Below are 21,853 nucleotides of genomic sequence, written 5' to 3'. Positions count from 1 at the left end.
TGTCGCCGCAGCCCCACGCGTCATCGAACCGTCATCCAGGCATCAAGCCGGCGTCATGCGCGAAGCCGACGATCCCGCGCATGAATCCGACCCACACCTCCCTGATGCGCACGTCACTGCCCGAAGGCATCCACGGCAGCGGCCTGTCAGCCGGGCTGCCGCCGGCCTGGGTCGGCAACTTCCTGCCGCCCGACGATCCGGCCGGATCGGACGGCTCCGACAGCCTGCCCGACCGCGCCACGCGCTTGAAGGTGCGCAGCGTCTTCATCTCCGACGTGCACCTGGGCACGCCGGGCTGCCAGGCCGACGCCCTGCTGGACTTCCTGCGCTGCGTCGAGTGCGAGCAGCTCTACCTGGTCGGCGACATCATCGACGGCTGGCAGCTGCGGCGGCGCTGGTTCTGGCCGCAGGCCCACAACGACGTGGTGCAGAAGCTGCTGCGCAAGGTCCGCAAGGGCAGCCGGGTGATCTTCGTGCCGGGCAACCACGACGAGTTCGCGCGGCGCTACATCGGCCATCACTTCGGTGGCGTCGAGGTGGTCGAGGACTGCATCCACCGCACCGCCGACGGCAGCCGCTACTGGGTCACGCACGGTGACCTGTTCGACGGCGTGGTGCAGTGCGCGCGCTGGCTGGCACTGGTCGGCGACCGGCTCTACGAGTTCGCGCTGCGCCTGAACCGGCACCTGAACTCGCTGCGGGCGCGCCTGGGGCTGCCCTACTGGTCGCTGTCGCGCTACCTCAAGCTCAAGGTCAAGCGCGCGGTGAGCTTCATCGGCGACTTCGAGAGCGCGGTCGCCCGCGAGGCCCGTAAGCGCGGCGTCGACGGCGTGGTCTGCGGTCACATCCACCACGCCGAGCTGCGCGAGATCGACGGCGTGATCTACGCCAACGACGGCGACTGGGTCGAGAGCCTGACCGCGCTGGTCGAGCATGCCGATGGCCGGCTCGAGATCGTCGACTGGTCCGAGGAACTGCGCCAGCGGGCCAGCCGACCGGCCGCCGCGGCGGTGGCGGCGGCCTGAGCCCGTTCGAGGACGGGCCGGCGACTCACTTCAGCAGGCCTTCGGCCTTGAGCGCCGCCTGAACCGCCGGACGGGCGGCGATGCGGCCGCGCAGCGCGACCAGGTTGGGCAGGCCGGAGATGTCCACGCCGACGTACTGGCCCCAGCCCGACACCACGAACAGGTAGATGTCGGCGACGCTGTAGCCCGAGGGCAGCAGGTAGTCGCGCCCGGCCAGCTGCTGGTCGACCCAGCTCAGGCGTTCGCCCAGGCGCTGCGCGACGATGGGCTTGTAGTCGGCCGGCGTGTTCGGCGTGAACAGCGGGGTGAAGCCCTTGTGCAGCTCGCTGGTGATGAAGTTCAGCCACTCCTGCAGCTGGTAGCGCTCGAAGGTGCCGGCGGCCGGCGCCAGCTGGGCGGCCGGCACTTGGTCGGCGACGTACTGGACGATGGCCGGGCCTTCGGTCAGGCGCACACCGTTGTCGAGTTCCAGCACGGGCACCTGGCCCTTGGGGTTGATGGCCAGGAAATCGCTGCCGTCGGCGAGCTTCTTGGTCTTGGTGCTGGCCAGCACGGCCTCGAAGGCCAGACCGGCTTCGTACAGGGCGATGTGGGGCGACAGCGAGCAGGCGCCGGGGCTGAAATAGAGCTTCATGCGAGGGTCTCCTGAGGGGGAAGGTCGGGACGACGCGCAGCGGGCGCGACGGGGCCGCACGGTACACGCTCCCGCCCCGCCCAGGATGCGTCGTGATGCGCGAGGCTGCATTCAAACCCGTGCAATCCAGGCCCTCGCCGACCGTGCCAGGCTCACCGGCCCCGACCTGGCCGGGCCGTCGACCTGCGTGGCTGACCCGATGGCCGGTCCGGGGCGACGGGGTGAAGATCGGCCCATGGCCGTCAGCGTCTTCGACCTCTTCAAGATCGGCATCGGGCCGAGCAGCTCCCACACCGTCGGGCCGATGCGGGCGGCCAGGATGTTCGTCGAGCGGCTGGCCGGCGACGGCCTGCTGGCCCGTGTGGCCCGCATCGAGTGCCGCCTGCACGGCTCGCTCGGCGCGACCGGCAAGGGCCACGGCAGCGACAAGGCGGTGCTGCTGGGGCTGATGGGCGAGTCGCCCGAGCACGTCGACATCGAGGCCATCCCGGCGCGCCTGGCGCGGGTGAGGTCCGAGGGCCGGCTGATGCTGGCCGGCGGCCACGCGATCGACTTCCGCGAGGCCGAGGACCTGCGCTTCCTGCGCCGCGAGCAGCTGCCGCTGCACACCAACGGCATGCGCCTGAGCGCCTGGGACGGCGACGGCGGCGCGCTCGACAGCCGCATCTACTACTCGGTCGGCGGCGGCTTCGTGGTGGCCGACACGCTGGCGGCCGACGGCAGCCGCCACGCCACGATCGCGCCCGACACCACCGTGCTGCCCCTGCCCTTCCACAGCGGCGCGGACCTGCTGGCGCAATGCCGTGCGCACGGCCTGGACATCGCCGGCGTGATGCGCGTCAACGAACGCCACTGGCGCGACGACGCGGCGATCGACGCCGGCCTGTTGCGCATCTGGCAGGTCATGCAGGACTGCGTGCGGCGCGGCTGCGCCACCGAAGGCGTGCTGCCCGGCGGCTTCCAGGTCAGGCGTCGCGCCGCGGGGTGGCATCGCAAGCTGCTGGCCCATCCGGAAGCCGCGCTGCGCGATCCGCTGCAGGTGCTGGACTGGGTCAACCTCTACGCGCTGGCCGTCAACGAGGAGAACGCGGCCGGCGGCCGGGTCGTCACCGCGCCGACCAATGGCGCGGCCGGCATCGTGCCCGCCGTCCTGCACTACCACGCACGTTTCATGGCGGGCGCGACCGACGCCAGCGTCATCGACTTCCTGCTGACCGCCGCCGCCATCGGCATCCTCTACAAGGAGAACGCCAGCATCAGCGGCGCCGAGGTCGGCTGCCAGGGCGAGGTCGGCGTGGCCTGCTCCATGGCCGCCGCCGCGCTGTGCGCGGTCATGGGCGGCACGCCCGAACAGGTCGAGAACGCCGCCGAGATCGGCATGGAACACCACCTCGGCCTGACCTGCGACCCGGTCGGCGGACTGGTCCAGATCCCCTGCATCGAGCGCAACGCGATCGCCTCGGTCCAGGCCATCAACGCCGCCCGCATGGCCCTGCGCGGCGACGGCACCCACCACGTCAGCCTCGACAAGGTCATCAAGACCATGCGCGAGACCGGTGCGGACATGCAGAGCAAGTACAAGGAGACCGCGCGCGGCGGTCTGGCGGTCAACATCGTCGAATGCTGACCCGGCCCGTTCAGAAGGTTTCCCAGCTGTCGTCGACGCTGGCCGAAGCCGTGGCGGTCGCGGAGGTGGCCGCAGTGGCCGCCGTGGCCGCAGTGGCCGCCGTGGCCGGCCGCATCGGCTCGACCGGCGCAGGCTTGCGCGGGGCGCTGGCCTTCATCGGCGTCGGCTTGTAGGCCGGACGGGCGGGCGCGGCATGGCTGGCCGGGGCCGGCATCACCGGGTGGCTGGACGGGCCCGCGTGAGCGCCGCCGAGCTGGAACACCGCGACGGTCTGCACCAGCGCCTGGGCCTGGGCCTTGAGGCTTTCGGCGGCCGCCGCGCTTTCCTCGACCAGCGCGGCGTTCTGCTGCGTGACCTGGTCCATCTGCGACACGGCCTGGCCGACCTGGTTGACGCCGCTGCTCTGCTCGCTGGAGGCGGCGCTGATCTCGGCCACGATGTCGGTGACGCGGCGGATCGCGCCGACGATCTCGTCCATGGTCTGTCCGGCCTGGTCGACCAGCGTGGTGCCCTGCTCGACCTGCTCGACGCTGGCGGTGATCAGCGACTTGATCTCCTTGGCCGCACCGGCGCTGCGTTGCGCCAGCGTGCGGACCTCGGCGGCCACGACCGCGAAGCCGCGTCCCTGCTCGCCGGCCCGCGCCGCTTCGACGGCGGCGTTGAGCGCCAGGATGTTGGTCTGGAAGGCGATGCCGTCGATGACGGTGATGATGTCGGCGATCTTCTTGGAGCTGTCGTTGATCGACTTCATGGTGTCGACCACGCGGCCCACCACCTCGCCGCCGCGGCCGGCGACGTCGGAGGCGCCCTGCGCCAGCTGGTTGGCCTGTCGGGCGTTGTCGGCGTTGCTGCGCACGGTCGTGCCCAGCTCTTCCATGGTCGCGGCGGTCTGCTGCAGCGCGCTGGCCTGTTCCTCGGTGCGCTGGCTCAGGTCGGCATTGCCCTGGGCAATCTGCGAGCTGGCGGTGGCCACGCTCTCGGCATTGCCGCGCACGTTGGAGACCACGCCGCCGAGCGACGCCTGCATGCGCGAGAGCGCGGACATCACGCTGTGCTGGTCGCCCGGACGGACACGGATGGTGCGGCTCAGGTCGGAGTTGGCGACCGCATGCAGCGCATCGGCGACCTCGGCCGGTTCGGCACCCAGTTCGTCGACGATGCTGCGCACCACCAGCACGGCCAGCGTGCCAGCCAGCAGCAGCGACACCAGCGCGGCGCCGATCAGCAGGTTGCGGGCGACGAGATAGGACGCGGTGGCCTCGTCGTACTGTTCGGCGTTCCTCTGGGTCTGGAAATCCAGGTTGGCCTGGATCGCCGCCTGCCAGGCCTCGTTGGCCGGGTTGCCGGTCTTCATCAGCAGGTCGACCCCCACGCCGACGTTGCCGGCCATGGCGGCCTTGATGACGCGGTCGTTGAGCGGACGCGCGACCTTCTGCGCGTCGTCGATGGCGCGACGCAGGGCCATGCCGGCTTCGCTCGCCGGCAGCGCGTCGAGCGCCTCGCGCGCCTTGTCGTAGCGGGCGCGGGCCACCTCGATCCTGGCGAGCGAGGCCGCCTGGTCGGTCGGATCGGTCTGCAGCAGCAGGGTGCGCTCGACACGGGTGACGACATGCACGGCATCGCGCATCTCGCCGGACAAGCCGAGCTTGACGTTGTTGTCCTTGACGATGTCGTCCAGGTTCAACTGGACCTCGCTCAGCTGGTGCAGCGACAGGGCGCTGGCCAGGATGGACATGAACACGATCGCGCCGAAAGCGAGGAACAAGCGCGTCGACAGGCGAAGAGAGGTGCGTTTCACGGTGCGATCCGGTTTGTAAGAGTCGTGAGCTTCGGCGGCGTGGGCGACAGCGAGACAACGGCCGCGGCGAGCGTCGCGAGCGCTGAAGGCGCGTTCCCGCTGATGTGCGTCATCGTAGGGAGCCACCCCCGTGCCGATCGCGGGAAGTAGGGCCGGCTTGGACCCCAGTTCAGGCCCGGTTTGCCGACGCTGCCGGGCGCCGGCCCGGACACAGCCGTGAACGCCTGCTCGCCGCGCTGTTGTCACGATGTCGACATCGACACCCCGGCCCGCGTGGGCGGCCCAAAATGAAGAAAACATCCGACCTGCCCGTGAACCACCTCGCCTGCTGCGACGCCCGCCCCCGTGCAACGACGGCCCTGCCGTCCCGACCGCGGTCCCGTGCCGGGGTCAGCCTGATCGCCATCCTGACGACCCTGCTGGTGGCCTGTGGCGGTGGGGGCAGTGGTGGGGGCGGTGGGGGCGGTGGCGGTTCAGGAGGTGCGGACCCCGCACAGAGCCCCGGCACGGCCTTCGTGCAGGCCACGAGCCGCCAGGGCGAGGGCACCTACTACGACTACGCCGGCCTCGCGACCGGTGCGCCGGCCACCGCTGGCGCTTGCGGCTACGGGGCGGTCGACGATCGCCTGATCGCGGCGATGAACCAGGCCGACTACGCCGACAGCGCGGCCTGCGGCGCGCAGATCGTCGTGACCGGCCCGAAGGGCAGCGTGACGGTGCGGGTGGTCGACCGGTGCCCCGAGTGCGCGCCCGGCGACGTCGACCTGAGTGCCGAGGCCTTCGCCCGCATCGCCGAGCCGGTCGCCGGACGGGTCGGCATCCGCTGGCACGGCGAGCCGGCCAGCATCGGCGGCCCGGTCGCCTACCGCTACAAGGAAGGCAGCAGCCGCTACTGGGTGGCGATCCAGGTGCGCAACCACCGGCTGCCGATCGCGAAGCTGGAGATCCGCCCGAGCGGCACGGGCAGCTGGATCCCCGTGGCCCGCACCAGCTACAACTACTTCGAGCACGCCCAGGACGTCGGCAACGGTCCGCTGGACGTGCGCATCACCGCCAGCGACGGGTCGACGCTGCAGGACAGCCTGCCGGCACCCGCGTCCGGCCTGCAGGCCAGCGGTCGCGGCCAGTTCCCGTGACACCACGTGGCCACGCCCCTGGGGCGGTCCTGAATACATCACACCCCAGGGTGTTTCCGGATCTGGATCCAGGCTGAAACGCAGCAGCAGCAGGCACCATCCGGACTCGGCATGCAGGCCCTGCCCCGCACGGCCGTCCAGCCTCCGGATCCGAACTTGCCGACCGACCCGAACCCGATCCTCACCGCTGCAGCCAGTCCCCTGGACCTGCCGTTCCCGTCGCAGCCGGCGCTCGCGCGGCGGGCACCGGACCGTCACGCGCCGGGTTGGCTCACGCGGACCTGGTGCCGCCTGCCGATGGCCTGGCGGCCCTGGTTGGCCGCCCTGCTGGCGATGCTGGCGGTCGGTGCGCTGCTGGCCCTGGTCGACCGCACCGAGCGCATCCACCTGGCGCACGACGAGCGCGCGCGGGTGCTGGAGCGGATGTCGCTGGTGCGGGTGCGGCTGGAGAGCCACCTCAACCAGGTCATCGCCTCGGCCCGGAGCCTGGCGCTGGTCTACGCGACCCGGCCGGACTTCAGCGAATCCGAGTTCGTCACGATGGCCCGCGAGGCCGCCGAGCAGCACACCAGCCTCGTCAACATCGGCCTGATCCGCGGCACGGTGCTGCGGCAGGTCTACCCCTTGAACGGCAACGAGAAGGCGGTCGGGCTGGACATCAGCAAGACGCCGACGATGTGGCCGGCCTACCAGCGCATGATGCGTTCGCGCGCCATCCTCATTGCCGGCCCGGTCGCGCTGGTGCAGGGTGGCACCGGCATCATCGTGCGCATCCCCGTGCACCGTGCGGTGCCCGGCCAGTTGCCCGGCAGCGGCGACTTCCTCGGCGCGGTCAGCATCCCGCTGAACGCCGACATCGTGTTCGAGGAATCGGGCCTGCCCGAGCTGGCGAAGGACTTCGTGGTCGCCCTGCGCGGCCGCGACGCCACCGGCGCGCGCGGCGACGTCTTCCTCGGCGAGGCCGCCACCTTCGAGCACGCGCTGGCCCGGCAGGACATCGTGCTGCCCGGCGGCAGCTGGCAGATCGCGGCCTACCCGCGCCGCGACACGCTGCCCGACAACCTGCGCCTGATGCGCGCGGTCGGCCTGCTGGTCTGCCTGTCGGCCAGCTTCCTGGCCTTCCACCTGACCCGCCAGTCGCAGCGGCGGGCCGATGCCGACGCCCGCCTGCGCACCGCCAACGAGCGCCTGCAGACCGTCCTGCAGACCGTGCCGGACCTGATGTTCGAGATGGACCTGGACGGCCGCTACCTCGACGTCTGGCCGGGCCGCGACGCCGACCTGCTGGCGCTGCGGCGCGAGGACCTGATCGGCCGCAACGTGGCCGACGTGCTGCCGCCCGAGGCCGCTGTGCAGGTCATGCAGACGCTGGCCGAGGCCCGCGCGGTCGGCAGCTCACGCGGTCGCCGCATCACGGTCCCCCTGCCGCACGGCGAGAGCCACTTCGAGCTGTCGGCCGCCCTGAACGACGACCCGGCCGCGCCGCGCGTGCTGCTGATGTCGCGCGACGTCACGCACCGGCAGCGGGTCGAGCAGGAGATCGAGCGACTGGCCTTCCACGACCCGCTCACCGGCCTTCCCAACCGTCGCCTGCTGACCGACCGGCTGCACCACGCGCTGTCATCGTGTGCCCGCAACCACCGCCGCGCGGCGCTGCTGTTCATCGACCTGGACAACTTCAAGAGCCTCAACGACACCCGCGGCCACGACGTCGGCGACCTGCTGCTGATCGAGGTGGCGCGGCGCCTGTGCGGCATCGTTCGCGAGGTCGACACCGTCGCCCGGCTGGGTGGCGACGAGTTCGTCGTGCTGCTGGAGGACCTGGACCCGGCCGGCGACCGCGCCGCCGCCGCCGCGCGGGCCGTCGGCGAGAAGATCGGCGCGGCCGTCGCGCAGCCGCATGCGCTGGGCGACGACGCCTACGTGGCGACCTGCAGCGTGGGCATCCGCCTGTTCGAGCACGGCGCGTGGGTCGAGGACCTGCTCAAGCATGCCGACACGGCCATGTACGCGGCCAAGACGGCCGGTCGCAACACGGTGCGCTTCTTCGATCCGACGATGGAGGCCGCGCTGCAGCACCGCAGCCAGATCGAGGCCGGCCTGCGGCTGGCGCTCAAGCGCGACGAGTTCGAGCTGCATGCGCAGGTCCAGGTCGACAGCGACCACCGCCCGATCGGTGCGGAGGCGCTGCTGCGCTGGCGTCATCCGGAACGGGGCCTGGTCGCGCCGGTCGAGTTCATCGGCCTGGCCGAGGACCTCGGCCTGATCGTGCCGATCGGCCAGTGGGTGATCGAGCGTGCGGCCGCGCAGCTGGCGGCCTGGCAGGGTCAGGCGCTGCTGGGCCGGCTGACGCTGGCGGTCAACGTCAGCGCGCGCCAGCTGCACGACCCCGGTTTCGTGGCGATGGTCCGGCGCGCGGTGGCCACGCACGGCATCGACCCCGGCCTGCTCAAGCTGGAGATCACCGAGAGCGCCGTGCTCAACGACATCAACGAGGTGGTCGGCCTGATGCAGGCACTCGGCGAATCGGGCGTGCGCTTCTCGATGGACGACTTCGGCACCGGCTACTCGTCGCTGCAGTACCTCAAGCGCCTGCCGCTGTCGCAGCTCAAGATCGACCGGTCCTTCGTCAACGACATCGCCACCGACCCGAACGACCAGGCCATCGTGCGCACCATCATCGCGATGGCTCACACGATGAACCTGGACGTGATCGCCGAGGGCGTCGAGACCGAGCTGCAGCGCAGCCTGCTGGGTGCCGCCGGCTGCACCCGCTTCCAGGGCTACCTGATCGGACGGCCGGTGCCGGTGGGCGAGTTCGAGGCGCTGGCGCGGTCGCTGCTGGAGCGGCGCCGGGATGCGCGATGATCCGCGCCCCTGACACCCAACCGGCAAGGCGAAGATGTTCCGCACCCTGCTCAAGTCCAAGATCCACCGCGCGACCGTGACCCACTGCGAGCTCCACTACGAGGGCTCGTGCGGCATCGACCTCGACCTGCTCGAGGCGGCCAACCTGTGCGAGAACGAGCAGATCCACGTCTGGAACGTCGACAACGGCGAGCGCTTCGTCACCTACGTGATCGAGGCCCCGCGCGGCAGCGGGATCATCTCGCTGAACGGCTCGGCGGCACGCCGCGCGTCGGTCGGCGACCTGGTCATCATCGCGGCCTTCGCGCAGGTCCACGAGGACCAGGTCGGCGCGCACCGGCCGGCACTGGTCTTCATGGACGATGCCAACCGCATCAAGGAACGGCGCGACCATGCGGAGAACCCGCCGCAGCGCTCGCCCTTTCAGCCTTGATGCGGCCCTGAGCGGCCCTCCGGACCCCGAGGACCCCGTCGATATACTGCGCCGCACCCCTTGCAGCGCCTCCCGGAACGCCCCATGACCGCCCCCAAGTTCACCGGCTCGGACCAGTACGTCGCCACCCCCGACCTGATGCTCGCGGTCAACGCGGCCATCACGCTGCAGCGCCCGCTGCTGATCAAGGGCGAGCCCGGCACCGGCAAGACCATGCTGGCCGAGGAGGTCGCCCGGGCCCTGAACATGCCGCTGCTGCAGTGGCACATCAAGAGCACCACCAAGGCCCAGCAGGGCCTGTACGAGTACGACGCGGTGAGCCGGCTGCGCGACTCGCAGCTGGCCCTGGGCAGCGATTCGGAACGGGTCAAGGACATCCGGAACTACATCGTCAAGGGCACGCTCTGGCAGGCCTTCACGGCCGACCGTCCGGTCGCGCTGCTGATCGACGAGATCGACAAGGCCGACATCGAGTTCCCCAACGACCTGCTGCGCGAGCTCGACCGCATGGAGTTCCATGTCTACGAGACCCGCGAGCTGATCAAGGCGAAGCACCGGCCGCTGCTGTTCATCACCAGCAACAACGAGAAGGAGCTGCCGGACGCCTTCCTGCGCCGCTGCTTCTTCCACTACATCAAGTTCCCTGAGGCGGACACGATGCGCCGCATCGTCGACGTCCACTTCCCGCACCTCAAGCAGGACCTGCTGGCCGCCGCGCTGAAGAACTTCTACGACGTGCGCAACCTGCCCGGCCTGAAGAAGAAGCCCAGCACCAGCGAGCTGATCGACTGGCTCAAGCTGCTGGTGGCCGAGGACATCCCGGCCGAGGCCCTGCACAGCGGCGACGACAAGGTCCAGATCCCGCCGCTGGTCGGCGCGCTGCTCAAGAACGAGCAGGACCTGACGCTGTTCGAGAAGCTCGTGTTCATGCAGAGCCGCAACCGCTGATCTCCCCCGCACCCCACCCACAAGAACAGAGAACGAGACGATGGACCCGCAGATCAAGAACGCATTGGGCGAAGGCCTGGTCGATGCCCTCGGCTTCGTCGGCGGCGCGCTCGCCGGTGGCCTGCTGGCCCGCTGGCTGGGCCTGGACTTCCTGACCAACACCAACTGGGACGCCAGGGCCATGGGCGGCATCGTGCTGGTCGGCCTGGGTGCCGGTCTGGGCAAGGCGGCCGCGCGCCGGCTGCTCAAGCGCGAGCCGGCCACGGCCTCATCGGCCACCGCCCCGGCCAGCAAGGCGAAGTCGCCGGTCGACAGCGGCAAGAAGGGCAAGGGCCGCTGACATGAGCGCGCCCGATCCAGCCGGCTGGCCCGCGCATGTGGCACTCAAGGGCCGGCGCGTCGCGCTGGTGCCGCTGTCGCTCGACCATGGCCCGGCCCTGTCGGCCGAGATCGCCGACAGCGGACTGGACCGGCTCTGGTACACGCCCGTGCCGGCCGCCGACGCGATGGACCGCGAGATCGAGCGCCGCCTGGCCCTGCAGGCCGCCGGCACCATGCGGCCCTACACGGTGCTGGATGCCGAAGGCCGGCCGGCCGGCATGTCGACCTACATGAACATCGACGCGGCCAACCGCCGGGTCGAGATCGGCTCGACCTGGCTGGCCCCGCGGGTGCAGCGCAACGGCCTCAACACCGAGGCCAAGTGGCTGATGCTGCGCCATGCCTTCGAGACGCTGGGCTGCATCGCCGTCGAGTTCCGCACCCACCGCCTGAACCAGCAGAGCCGCCGCGCCATCGAGCGCCTGGGCGCGCAGCTCGACGGCATCCTGCGCCACCACCAGCGCACCCGCGACGGCCTGCTGCGCGACACCTGCGTCTACAGCATCGTTGCCCCCGAATGGCCCACCATCGACACGCACCTGCGCTGGCTGATGGAGCGCCCGCGGCCGGCCTGAGCGACGACACCCGCCGCCGCGATCAGGTCCCGGCAAGCCGCCACGACCGGAGAACCGCATGGCCCGACACGCCCCCTACACGGTCGACACGCTGTGGCAGCTGCAGCGCCTGGGCACGCCCAGCCTGAGTCCGGACGGCAGCCGCGCGGTCGCCGCCGTGGCGCGCCCGGACATGGCGCACGACCGCCTCGTCTCCAGCCTGTGGGTCTTCCCGACCCAGGGTCCGGCCGGTGCCGGCCGGGCCCTGACCCACTGCGGCCACGGCGACAGCCGGCCGTCCTGGAGCCCGCGTGGCGACCGCATCGCCTTCATCGCCCGGCGCGAGCAGCAGGGCCAGCACGACGAGGAGCCGCAGCTCTACCTGATCGACCCGGATGGCGGCGAGGCGCATCGCGCCGCGCAGGTGCCCACCGGCGTGGTCGCCTTCCGCTGGTTCCCGGACGGGCGCCGCATCGCGCTGGTGTCCTGGGTTTGGCCGGCGCTGCGTGGCGGCAAGGCGCAGGCACGCCAGATGCAGGCCGCTCGCGCACAGGGCCAGTCGGCGCTGGTGACCGAGGAATCGCTCTACCGCTGGTGGGACCGCAACCTGCCGATGGGCCGGGTGCCGCACCTGCTGGTGCTGGACCTGGCCAGCGGCCGGCTGCGTGACCTGTTCGAGGGCAGCGCGCACGAGCTGCCGCGCTTCGACCTCAACGAGAACGCCTTCGACGTCTCGCCGGACGGCCGCCACATCGTCTTCGTGCACGACCCCGCGCCGCACAAGCACCACGGCCACCCGCTGGCGCTGGCCCGCATCGAGGTCGCCAGCGGCGCGGTGCAGGAAATCGCACAGCATCCCGACTGGCACCTGGACGCACCGCGCCACAGTCCCGACGGCCACCGCATCGCCTTCATCGCCAGCCACCGCGGCCTGAAGTACACGATGCCGCCGCAGCTGGCGGTCTGGCAGGCCCACGACGGCCGCTGGGCGGTCGAGAGCGCGCAGTGGGACCACGCGGTCCAGGCGCCGCTGCAATGGGACGAGGACGGCCTGTCGGTGCTGCTGACCGCGCAGGACCGCGGCAGCCAGCCGCTCTGGCGCTTCGACCTGGCCGACCGGCGCGCCGAGCGGCTGGTCGCGCGGCGGGTCGAGGAGACCGGCGAGACCGGCGACGCCGCCTGGGGCGGTGGCTGGGTCGCCGGCTGGGACAAGAAGGCCGGCACGCTGGCCGTCGCCCTCGAAGGCGCCGACCACCCGCCGCAGCTCTGGACCCGCCTGCCGGGCCAGCCGCCGCGCCGCGTCGAGCGGCTCAACGACGAGCTGCTGCGCCGCCATCGCCTGGCCTCCACCGAGGTCGTGACCTTCGACGGCGCACTCGGCGACGCGGTCACGATGCGGCTGTTCTACCCGCCAGGCTTGGACCCGGCCGCGTCCGACCCGGCCCGGCACCCGGTTCTGCACCTGCTGCACGGCGGCCCGCATTCGGTCTACGGCGACAACTGGCACTGGCGCTGGAACGCGCACGTCTTCGCCGCCGCCGGCCACGTCGTCGCCTGCGTCAACTACCACGGCTCGAGCGGCTGGGGCTATGCCTTCCTCGACAGCATCACCCACCGCTGGGGCGAGCTGGAGGTGCAGGACATCGAGGCCGCCAGCGACTGGCTGCTGGCCCAGCCCTGGGCCGATCCGCGCCGCCTGCACGCCGCCGGCGGCAGCTACGGCGGCTGCCTGGCCGCCTGGCTCAACGGCGCGGCCGAACCGGGCCGCTATGCCGCGCTGGTCTGCCATGCCGGCTGCTGGGACTGGCAGGCGATGTATGCCGACGATGCCTACGAGACCCATGCCCGCGAGCTGGGCGCCGACTACTGGGACCGGGCCGAGCTGATCGCGCTGCAGAGCCCCGCCAGCCTGGCCGCGCGCATGGAGACGCCGACGCTGGTCTCGCACGGCGCACGCGACTACCGCGTGCCCGACGCGCAGGGCCTGGCCCACTACAACACGCTCAAGGCCCGCGGCGTGCCGGCCCGGCTGCTGTGGTTCCCGGACGAGCACCACTGGATCGACGGCCCGCGCAACAGCCGGCTCTGGTATCGCGAGGTGCTGGACTGGCTGGCGCGTCATCCGGCCGCCTCGCCGCGCGGCTGAAGCGTCGCCCTCCGGCCAGCGCCACGGCCCCCTCGTCGTATCCTCACAGCCATGCTGATCGACTTCTTCTACACGCTGCGCAGCGCGAAGCTGAAGGTCTCGGTGACCGAGTACCTGGCGCTGCTGGAGGCCCTGGGCGCGGGCGTGCTCGACGACGACGGCGGGCCCACGGTGGACAAGTTCTATCACCTCGCCCGCACCGTGCTGGTCAAGGACGAGACCCAGTTCGACAAGTTCGACCGGGCCTTCGGCGCCTACTTCAAGGGCGTCGAGATGCTGACCGACTTCACCGGCGAGATCCCGATGGACTGGCTGCGCCAGACGCTGGAACGCCAGCTCAGCCCGGAAGAACGCGCCCGGCTCCAGGCGCTCGACTGGGACGACCTGATGGCCACGCTCAAGCAGCGCCTGGAAGAACAGAAGGGCCGCCACGAGGGCGGCAACAAGTGGATCGGCACCGGCGGCACCAGCCCCTTCGGCCATGGCGGCACCAACCCGCAGGGCATCCGCATCGGCGGCCAGAGCCGCAACCGCAGCGCGGTCAAGGTCTGGGAACAGCGCGCCTACCGCGACTATGACGACACGGTCGAGCTGGGCACGCGCAACATCAAGGTCGCGCTGCGCCGGCTGCGCCGCTTCGCCCGCGAGGGCGAGGCCACCGAGCTGGACCTCGACGGCACCATCCACAGGACCGCTGCGAACGCCGGCATGCTGGACATCCAGATGGTCCCGGAGCGCCACAACCGCATCAAGGTGCTGCTGCTGATGGACGTCGGCGGCACGATGGACGAGCACATCCACCGCGTCGAGGAGCTGTTCTCGGCCGCCAAGAGCGAGTTCAAGCACCTCGAGTTTTTCTACTTTCACAACTGCGTCTACGACCACCTGTGGAAGAACAACCGGCGTCGCCACGCCGAGAAGACACCGACCTGGGACGTGATCCGCAAGTTCAACAAGGACTACAAGCTGGTCTTCGTCGGCGACGCGACCATGAGCCCCTACGAGATCCTGCAGGTCGGTGGCAGCGTCGAATACAACAACGCCGAGCCCGGCGCGGAATGGATCCAGCGCCTGACCCACGCCTTCCCGCAGCACGCCTGGATCAACCCCGAGCCGCTCGGCGTCTGGGACTACCGCCAGAGCATCTCGATCGTGCAGCAGCTGGTCCACCAGCGCATGTATCCGCTCACGCTGGCGGGCCTCGAACAGGCGATGCGCCAGTTGTCGAAGTGAGCCGCGCGACCTTGCGATCGGCTGCGCGGCTGTCCTGGCTGCTGGTCACGCTGGGGAGCGGGCTGCTGGCAGCGCCGCTCGCACCGGCCCAGGTCGTGGCCCTGGAGACCGACCCCGGCCCCGTCCCGCTCGATGGCGACACGCCGGGCGACGCGGCCGGGACCGCCGATGCCGCCGATGTCGCCGTCGAGGACGCGCTCATCGCCGAGGAGCGCGCCCGCGAGCAGCGCTACGTCACCTGGCAGCTCGACATCCGCGGCGTCGACGCGGCGCAGGCCGCGCTGCTGCGCCGGCACCTCGACCTGGCGCGCTACGAGTCGCTGGCCGAGGCCGAGCGCATCACGCGCATCGAGCTGATCCGGCTGCTGGCGGCCGCGCCGGCGCAGGCCCGCAAGCTGCTGGAGACCGAGGGCTACTTCAACGCCCGCGTCAGCACCCGCATCGACGAGACCGACGGCACGGCGCCGGTCGCCGGCGACAAGCCGCTGGCGCTCAAGGTCGGGCTGGACATCGAGCCCGGCGCGCGCACCGAGGTCGGCGAGGTCCGGCTGGAGATCCAGGGCCCGCTGGCGGTCGACGCCGAGGCCGGCGACGCCGACGCGGTCGCGCTGGTCGAGCGCCTGCGCAGCGGCTGGACCCTGCCGCAAGGCAGCCCCTACACCCAGAGCGCCTGGGCCGAGGCCAAGGCCGCCGTCATCACCAGCGCACGGGCCCAGGCCTATGCGGCCACCCAGATCAGCGGCAGCGTGGCCCAGATCGACACCGCCGGCCAGCGCGCCGACCTGTTCGTCGTGGTCGACAGCGGGCCGCGCTTCCGCTTCGGCACGCTGCGCTTCGAGGGCCTGGACCATGTCCGCCCCGATGCCATCACCGCGCTGCTGAACTTCGAGACCGGCGAGCCGCTGCGCGAGCAGACCCTGCTCGACTTCCAGGACCGGCTGGTCAAGTCCAGCCTGTTCGACAACGTCAGCGTGCTCTACGACCCGGACCCGGAACAGGCCGGCGCGATGCCGGTGACGGTGCGCGTGAGCGAGCAGTCGATGCAGCAGGCCACCTTCGGCGTCGGCGCCTCGGACCTGAGCGGACCGCGCATCACGCTGGAGCACCTGCACCAGCGCATCGCCGGCTTCGGCTGGCAGGCCAAGACCAAGCTGCAGGTCGGCCGCAGCGCCCAGTCGCTGTCGCTGGACCTGACCTCGCACCCGCAGCCGGGGCCCTACCGCAACCTGATCGGCGCGGCGCTGACCCGCACCGATGCCAGCGGCCTGCGCGTCACCAACGAACGGCTGCGCCTGGGCCGCACGCAGGACACCGAGCGCATCGAGCGGCTCTACTTCGTCGAGTGGCAACGCGCGATGACGCGCGACCTGAACTCGGGCCTGATGACCGACGACACCAAGGCCGGCACCGTCAACTACCACTGGGTCTGGCGCGACCTCGACCACCCCATCCTGCCGACCCGCGGCTTCAGCCTGTCGGCCGAGACCGCGGTGGGCCGCTCCTACGCCAGCACCGACAACGGCGGCTTCTTCAGCCGCGCCACCGGCCGCCTGACCGGCTACTGGCCGCTCGGCGCGTCCTGGTATGGCCAGGGCCGCGTGCAGCTGGGCCAGGTGTTCGCACGGGACAACGTCGCCGTGCCTTTCACGCTGCTGTTCCGCGCCGGCGGCGACGACTCGGTGCGCGGCTACGGCTACCAGACCCTGGGCCCGACCGATGCGAGCGGCAGCGCCACCGGCGGACGCGTGCTGGGCGCCGGCAGCATCGAGCTGGCACGGCCGTTCTCGCGCAGCACGCCGGCCTGGTGGGGGGCGGTCTTCCTCGACGCCGGCAACGCCGCCGAGCGCTGGTCGGACCACAAGAACGCCTATGGCGCCGGCTTCGGCGTGCGCTGGCGCAGTCCGGTCGGCCCGTTGCGCATCGACCTCGCCTACGGTGACCTGTCCCGCCGCTGGCGCCTGCACTTCAACGTCGGCGTGACGTTCTGACCGGCCGTTGACCCCCCATGTCGACCGAGGACACCCGCCCCGAGCCGCAGACGCCTGACGCTGCCCCGCCGCCGCGCACGCGGCCGCGCCTGGACCGCCTGCTGTGGGGCCACGGCCAGCAGCTGGTCGGCGCGATGGTCGCGGTGGTCGTCGCGGTCTCGGCGCTGGTCGCCAGCCTGCCCTTCCACGCGATCGGCACGCGCTGGCTGCTGACCTGGGTCGCGCCGGTGCTGGGCCTGGAGGCCGAAGCCCCGCAAGGCGCGCTGATGGACCCCGACTTCGCGCTCGGCCGGCTCGTCATCGAACTGCAGCCCGGCCTGACGCTGGACCTCGAACAGCCGCGCTGGCAGAACCTGCGCTGGCACTGGCAGCCGCACGACGACCGCGTGCCGGCCCACCTCGCGTTGCAGGCCGACCGGGTCAGCGCCGTGCGTGCCACGCTGCGTGACAGCCGGCCGCCGAGCCCCGATCCGATGACCCTGCCCCAGGGCCTGGTGCTGCCCTTCGCGCTCGACGTCGAGCGGGTCGAACTGGCCGAACTGGCCTTGCCCGACCACCTCGCGACGCCGCTGACCGCGCTGTCGGGCCGGCTGCGCCTGGCCGCAGGCCGTCAGGGCGTCCACCAGGCCGACGCGCTGCAGGCCCGCTGGGACCGGCTGCGCCTGGAGGCCGGCAGCCTGGCGCTCCAGGCCGATCTGCCGATGACGCTGAGCGCCCATGCGACGCTGCAACCGGCCGACGCCGCCGCATCGAACGGGCCCACGGCGCCGACCGCTGCGCCCACAACAGCCACAACAGCCACGACAACCGCCCCCCCCGCAACGGCCGCAGCCGTGCGCGACTGGGAGCTGCAGGCCAGCGCCGACGGCCCGCTGGCCGATTTCCGCGTCGTCGCCCAGCTGCGCGCGGCCCGGCAGTCGCTCGATGCCAGCGCGCGCATCCAGCCGACCCAGGCCATGCCGCTGACCCAGCTGCGCGCCGAACTGGCCGCGCTGGACCTGGGCGCGCTGGCCAGTGCGCTGCCCCGCACCGCACTGACCGGCCGCGTCGACCTGCAGCTCGACGCCAATCCGGCCGGCCGGGCCAGCGAGCCGCTGCACCTGCAGGCCCGGCTCGACAACGCCCAGGCCGGCGCCTGGTCCGATCGCCGCCTGCCGGTCCACCGCCTGCTGCTGGACGCGCGCAGCGACCTGCGCGAGGTCGGCCAGGGCCGCGTCAGCGCGCTGCAGCTCAGCCTGGGCTCGCCGGCCGTGCCGGCCGGCACGCTGTCGGCGACCGGCCAGTGGGCGCTGATCGGGCAAGGCCGCGAGCGGCGCGTCGACATCGACCTGAACGCCGAGCTGGCCAACCTGCAGCCGCAGCGGCTGGTGCCGGCCAGCCCGGCGCTGCAGGTTGGCGGCCCGCTGGCACTCCAGCTCGCGCTGCCGTGGCCGGACGGGGGCGCCGCGACGCGCGGCTTCCAGGCCCAGGCCCGCACCCGCCTGACCGGCCAGCTGATCGGCGCCGGCCTGCCGGCCGTCACGCTGGCCCTGGACGGCGATGCCAACGACCAGCAGCTGCACGTCACCCGCCTGCAGGCCGATGCCGGCGGCGCGCGGCTCGAAGCCAGCGGCACGCTGTCGCGCCGGCCCGGCCAGTTCGCGCTGCAATGGCGCAGCACGCTGCGCGACTTCGACCCGGCGATCTGGTGGCCGCGTGCCTCGTTGCTGAACCCGGCCGATGCGATCGACCGCCTGCTGGCCGCCGGCCCGCATCGCCTGAACGGCAGGCTCGATGCCGACGTCGTCCTGCCCGCCCGGGCCGAACGCAACCTGGCCGGCCTGGGCCAGCTGCGCGGCGAGGCCCGCCTGACGCTGCAGCCCAGCCGCTGGGCCGGCGTGCCGCTGTCGGGCGAGCTCGAACTCGACGGCACGCCGCAGGCCGCCTCGGCACTGTCGCAGGCGCGCATGCGGCTCAACCTCGAACTCGGCCCGACCGACCGGCCGACCCGCCTGAGCCTGGGTGGCGACATCGACCCGGTCGGCACCCGCGACCACTGGCAGTTCGAGACCGACAGCGGCGACCTCGCCATCTTCAACCCCTGGCTGCGCGCGATCGAGCCGACCCAGGCGATCGCGCTGGCCGGCCGTGGCGACGCCCAGGCCAGCCTGGACGGCCGCTGGCCGCAGCTGCGCAGCGGCGGCCGTCTGCGCATCCCCGAACTGTCCGGCAGCGGCATCGGCCGGCTGGCCGGGCTGCAGGGCCAGTGGCAGATCGGCACGTCGGCCAACGACCCGGTCGAGATCGACGGCGGCATCGACGAGGCCGAGCTGGCCGGCTGGCGCCTGCGCCGCGCCACGCTCAAGACCACCGGCCGCGGCGAGGCCCACCAGCTGCAGGCCCGCATCGACGAGATGACGCGGCGGGTGGTCGACGCCGCCGCCAAGGCAACGACCGCGGGCGCGACGGCCTCTTCCGGCAAGAACACGAACACGAACACAAACGCCAACACCAGCGCCAACGCCAATGCCAACGCCCTCACCGCCCTCGCCACCGAGCTCGACACCGCCGGCGGCTGGCAGGTCGACCTGCGCAGCGCCCGGCTGGTCTGGCAGGGCCGCATCGACCGCTTCGAGCTGCGCGAGCGCGAAACCCCGCGCAGCGTCACCGCCGCCAGCCTGACCGGCAACACCGGCCTGCTGCCGCGTCCGCTGCGGCTGACGCTGGACCCGACCCGCATCACGCTGGACCAGTCGCCCGAGCGCACCGAGCTGACGCTGGGCGAGACCCGCGCCCACCTGGGTGACATCCACCTCGCGCTGCGCCAGTTCGCCTGGCAACAGGACCGCAGCGGGCCGGAGCCGGTCGAGCGCCTGAGCCTGCGCAGCCAGCTCGACGCGATCGAGGTCGCGCCCATCCTGCAGCGCATGCAGCCCGGCTTCGGCTGGGGCGGCGACCTGCGCATCGGCGGCCACATCGACCTGCAGGCCACACCCGAACGCTTCAGCCTGGACGCCAGCGTGCTGCGCGAATCGGGCGACCTGCGCGTGACCGATCCGGACAACCCGAAGAACCCGCAGCGGCTTGGCCTGGAAGACCTGCGCTTCGTGCTCAGCGCGCAGGAAGGCCGCTGGCGCCTGATGCAGCACATCAGCGGCGGCAACCTCGGCCGGCTCAACGGCGAGCAGAGCCTGCAGACCCGCGCATCGGACTGGTGGCCGGACCGGCAGGCCTTCATCGACGGCCGGCTGGACCTGCAGATCGCCCAGCTCGGCAACTGGGGCCGCTGGCTGCCGGCCGGCTGGCGGCTGTCGGGCCGGCTGGGTGGCAACGCACGCTTGGCCGGCCGGCTCGGCCAGCCCGAACTGAGCGGCGAGCTGGTCGGCCAGCGCATCGCCGTGCGCAACCTGCTGCAGGGCGTCGACTGGAACGAGGCCCAGATGCAGGTCCGCTTCGACGGCAGCCGGGCCCGGATCGAGACCTTCAGCCTGCGCGCCGGCGAGGGCCGCGCCACCGCCACCGGCGAGCTGACCCTGGGCGACACGCCGCGCCTGACGCTGCAGGCCAAGGCCGAGAAGTTCGCCGCGCTGCAGCGGGTCGACCGCCGCCTGGTCGTCAGCGGCGACGCGCAGCTCAGGCTCGACGCCCGCAGCACCGTGCTGACCGGCAGCCTGAAGGCCGACGAGGGCCGCATCGACTTCAGCAACGACGACGCGCCCAGCCTGGCCGACGACGTCGACGTCCAGCGCCCCGAGGAAGCCGCCGCCCGCGCCGCCGCCCAGACCCGCGACCCACGCATCAACCAGGTCGACCTGCGCATGGACCTGGGGCCGTCCTTCATGCTCAAGGGCCGCGGCCTGAACACCCGCCTGGCCGGCGACCTGCGCCTGAGCAGCCCCGGCAACAAGTTCGCGCTCGGCGGCGTGATCCGGGCCGAGGACGGCACCTACGCGGCCTATGGCCAGAAGCTGACGGTCGACCGCGGGATCATCACCTTCATCGGCGCGCCCGAGAACCCGCGGCTGGACATCGAGGCGACCCGGTCCGACCTGGAGGACGTGCGCGTGGGCGTGCTGATCACCGGCACCGCGCAGGCCCCGCGCGTGCGGCTGTTCAGCAGCCCGACGATGACCGACACCGACAAGCTCTCCTGGCTGCTGCTGGGCCGCGCCTCGGACGGCCTGGGCCGCACCGACCTGGCGCTGCTGCAGCGCGCCGCCTTCGCGCTGCTGTCGGGCGAGCAGGACTCGCCGTCGCTGATCGAGCGCATCGGGCTGGACGAGCTGTCGGTGCGCCAAAGCGAGACCGGCGACACCCGCGAGACCGTCGTCACGCTGGGCAAGCAGCTCAGCCGGCGCTGGTTCGTCGGCTACGAGCGCAGCCTGAACGCGGCGGCCGGCAACTGGCAGCTGATCTACCGCGCGGCCCAGCGCTTCACCCTGCGCGCGCTGTCGGGCAACGAGAACGCGCTGGACCTGATCTGGACCTGGAAATGGGGCGACGACGTGCTGCCGCCCGACATCACCGACCTGCCCCGGCTGATCCCCATCCCCGGCCGGCCGACCCGCCGCGCCACGCCTCTAGAATCCGCGCCGGCGCCCGCCACGGGCGCCTCGTCCAGCCCGTCACCCTGACGCGCACTCGCCGTAGTTCAATGGATAGAACGGCCGCCTCCTAAGCGGCAAATACAGGTTCGATTCCTGTCGGCGGGACCAATTGGTCGTTTCCTACGGCTCCAGAACGTCCCAGACCAAGCGCCTGGATGCCGATTTACCTAGGTAAACACCGAGAGCGACGTCCCACTTCGCTCCACGATCGGCCATTGAAGCGCAGGTACTTTGGGGGCTACATTGGGGGCAACAAGAGTTGCCCCCATCGGGAGTTGCCCCCAAATGCCCCTGACCGATGTCGCGATCCGCAAGGCCCGCCCTACTGACAAGACCCAGCGGCTGTTCGACGCCGGCGGGCTCTACCTCGAGCTTGCCCCCAGCGGGGGCAAGTGGTGGCGGCTGAAGTACCGGATCAACGGCAAGGAGAAACGCATCAGCCTAGGTGTGAAGGTTCAATAGGTTGTTGCGGGTGTTCACCCGAAGAGGTCTTGAG

The 21,853-nt window shown here is 71.8% G+C and carries 14 protein-coding genes, 1 tRNA gene and 1 pseudogene; 14 read left to right on the top strand and 2 right to left on the bottom strand.

All coding sequences use genetic code 11. The features are described 5' to 3' along the window. The first annotated feature begins 80 nt into the window (after nucleotides 1-80). Nucleotides 81-1,025, top strand: coding sequence for a UDP-2,3-diacylglucosamine diphosphatase (locus Q8X39_RS15685; protein ID WP_305750621.1), 945 nt, complete (start codon nucleotides 81-83; stop codon nucleotides 1,023-1,025). 25 nt (nucleotides 1,026-1,050) lie between these two features. Here the strand turns inward: Q8X39_RS15685 and gstA are convergent, their stop codons facing one another. After that, on the bottom strand, nucleotides 1,051-1,659 hold the full coding sequence (gene gstA, locus Q8X39_RS15680) for a glutathione transferase GstA (protein WP_305750620.1): 609 nt from the start codon (nucleotides 1,657-1,659) through the stop codon (nucleotides 1,051-1,053). Nucleotides 1,660-1,894: 235 nt separating this feature from the next. Between gstA and Q8X39_RS15675 the strand changes: the two genes are divergently transcribed. After that, nucleotides 1,895-3,286, top strand: coding sequence for an L-serine ammonia-lyase (locus Q8X39_RS15675; RefSeq protein WP_305750619.1), 1,392 nt, complete (start codon nucleotides 1,895-1,897; stop codon nucleotides 3,284-3,286). Nucleotides 3,287-3,296: 10 nt separating this feature from the next. Here the strand turns inward: Q8X39_RS15675 and Q8X39_RS15670 are convergent, their stop codons facing one another. Next, entirely contained in the window at nucleotides 3,297-5,084 is a 1,788-nt protein-coding gene (locus tag Q8X39_RS15670) for a methyl-accepting chemotaxis protein (RefSeq protein WP_305750618.1), read from the bottom strand. Nucleotides 5,085-5,395: 311 nt separating this feature from the next. Here Q8X39_RS15670 and Q8X39_RS15665 point away from each other — a divergent pair, with 311 nt between their 5' ends. The 12 genes and pseudogenes from Q8X39_RS15665 to Q8X39_RS15600 form a co-directional block, all read left to right on the top strand. After that, on the top strand, nucleotides 5,396-6,220 hold the full coding sequence (locus Q8X39_RS15665) for an expansin EXLX1 family cellulose-binding protein (protein ID WP_305750617.1): 825 nt from the start codon (nucleotides 5,396-5,398) through the stop codon (nucleotides 6,218-6,220). 111 nt (nucleotides 6,221-6,331) lie between these two features. After that, nucleotides 6,332-9,088, top strand: coding sequence for a bifunctional diguanylate cyclase/phosphodiesterase (locus tag Q8X39_RS20565; protein WP_407068019.1), 2,757 nt, complete (start codon nucleotides 6,332-6,334; stop codon nucleotides 9,086-9,088). Nucleotides 9,089-9,122: 34 nt separating this feature from the next. Next, entirely contained in the window at nucleotides 9,123-9,521 is a 399-nt protein-coding gene (gene panD / locus Q8X39_RS15645) for an aspartate 1-decarboxylase (RefSeq protein WP_305750616.1), read from the top strand. 84 nt (nucleotides 9,522-9,605) lie between these two features. Further along, nucleotides 9,606-10,469, top strand: a complete 864-nt coding sequence (locus tag Q8X39_RS15640) for an AAA family ATPase (RefSeq protein ID WP_305750615.1) — start codon at nucleotides 9,606-9,608, stop codon at nucleotides 10,467-10,469. A gap of 40 nt (nucleotides 10,470-10,509) precedes the next feature. Next, nucleotides 10,510-10,809, top strand: a complete 300-nt coding sequence (locus Q8X39_RS15635) for a hypothetical protein (protein ID WP_305750614.1) — start codon at nucleotides 10,510-10,512, stop codon at nucleotides 10,807-10,809. 1 nt (nucleotide 10,810) lies between these two features. Beyond that, nucleotides 10,811-11,425 carry a GNAT family N-acetyltransferase gene (locus Q8X39_RS15630; protein ID WP_305750613.1) on the top strand — a complete coding sequence of 205 codons (615 nt, stop codon included), beginning with the start codon at nucleotides 10,811-10,813 and terminating at the stop codon, nucleotides 11,423-11,425. A 58-nt stretch (nucleotides 11,426-11,483) separates the two neighbouring features. After that, nucleotides 11,484-13,550, top strand: a complete 2,067-nt coding sequence (locus tag Q8X39_RS15625) for a S9 family peptidase (RefSeq protein WP_305750612.1) — start codon at nucleotides 11,484-11,486, stop codon at nucleotides 13,548-13,550. 51 nt (nucleotides 13,551-13,601) lie between these two features. Next, on the top strand, nucleotides 13,602-14,783 hold the full coding sequence (locus Q8X39_RS15620; protein ID WP_305750611.1) for a vWA domain-containing protein: 1,182 nt from the start codon (nucleotides 13,602-13,604) through the stop codon (nucleotides 14,781-14,783). Beyond that, the gene (locus Q8X39_RS15615; protein ID WP_305750610.1) at nucleotides 14,780-16,771 is read left to right on the top strand and encodes an autotransporter assembly complex protein TamA; all 1,992 of its coding nucleotides are present in this window, start codon (nucleotides 14,780-14,782) and stop codon (nucleotides 16,769-16,771) included. Before Q8X39_RS15620 ends, Q8X39_RS15615 begins: the two co-directional genes overlap by 4 nt. Before the next feature lie 17 nt (nucleotides 16,772-16,788). Next, on the top strand, nucleotides 16,789-21,384 hold the full coding sequence (locus tag Q8X39_RS15610; RefSeq protein ID WP_305750609.1) for a translocation/assembly module TamB domain-containing protein: 4,596 nt from the start codon (nucleotides 16,789-16,791) through the stop codon (nucleotides 21,382-21,384). A 6-nt stretch (nucleotides 21,385-21,390) separates the two neighbouring features. Further along, nucleotides 21,391-21,465: transfer RNA gene (locus tag Q8X39_RS15605), tRNA-Arg, on the top strand. Nucleotides 21,466-21,642: 177 nt separating this feature from the next. Next, a pseudogene (locus tag Q8X39_RS15600) lies at nucleotides 21,643-21,807 on the top strand (Arm DNA-binding domain-containing protein); the annotation flags it as partial. Nucleotides 21,808-21,853: the final 46 nt, after the last annotated feature.

Source organism: Leptothrix discophora, from assembly GCF_030705305.1.
GTDB classification, from domain to species: Bacteria; Pseudomonadota; Gammaproteobacteria; order Burkholderiales; family Burkholderiaceae_C; genus Sphaerotilus; species Sphaerotilus discophorus.
The sequence above is the reverse complement of the archived record's forward strand: the minus strand, read 5'-3'. Positions and strand labels throughout refer to the sequence as shown.

Bases quoted from the DNA above. Each gene is read 5' to 3' on its own strand.
- Q8X39_RS15685 (WP_305750621.1), top strand. From the start codon at position 81: ATGAATCCGACCCACACCTCCCTGATGCGCACGTCACTGCCCGAAGGC.
- gstA (WP_305750620.1), bottom strand. From the start codon at position 1,659: ATGAAGCTCTATTTCAGCCCCGGCGCCTGCTCGCTGTCGCCCCACATC.
- Q8X39_RS15675 (WP_305750619.1), top strand. From the start codon at position 1,895: ATGGCCGTCAGCGTCTTCGACCTCTTCAAGATCGGCATCGGGCCGAGC.
- Q8X39_RS20565 (WP_407068019.1), top strand. From the start codon at position 6,332: ATGCAGGCCCTGCCCCGCACGGCCGTCCAGCCTCCGGATCCGAACTTG.
- panD (WP_305750616.1), top strand. From the start codon at position 9,123: ATGTTCCGCACCCTGCTCAAGTCCAAGATCCACCGCGCGACCGTGACC.
- Q8X39_RS15640 (WP_305750615.1), top strand. From the start codon at position 9,606: ATGACCGCCCCCAAGTTCACCGGCTCGGACCAGTACGTCGCCACCCCC.
- Q8X39_RS15635 (WP_305750614.1), top strand. From the start codon at position 10,510: ATGGACCCGCAGATCAAGAACGCATTGGGCGAAGGCCTGGTCGATGCC.
- Q8X39_RS15630 (WP_305750613.1), top strand. From the start codon at position 10,811: ATGAGCGCGCCCGATCCAGCCGGCTGGCCCGCGCATGTGGCACTCAAG.
- Q8X39_RS15625 (WP_305750612.1), top strand. From the start codon at position 11,484: ATGGCCCGACACGCCCCCTACACGGTCGACACGCTGTGGCAGCTGCAG.
- Q8X39_RS15620 (WP_305750611.1), top strand. From the start codon at position 13,602: ATGCTGATCGACTTCTTCTACACGCTGCGCAGCGCGAAGCTGAAGGTC.
- Q8X39_RS15610 (WP_305750609.1), top strand. From the start codon at position 16,789: ATGTCGACCGAGGACACCCGCCCCGAGCCGCAGACGCCTGACGCTGCC.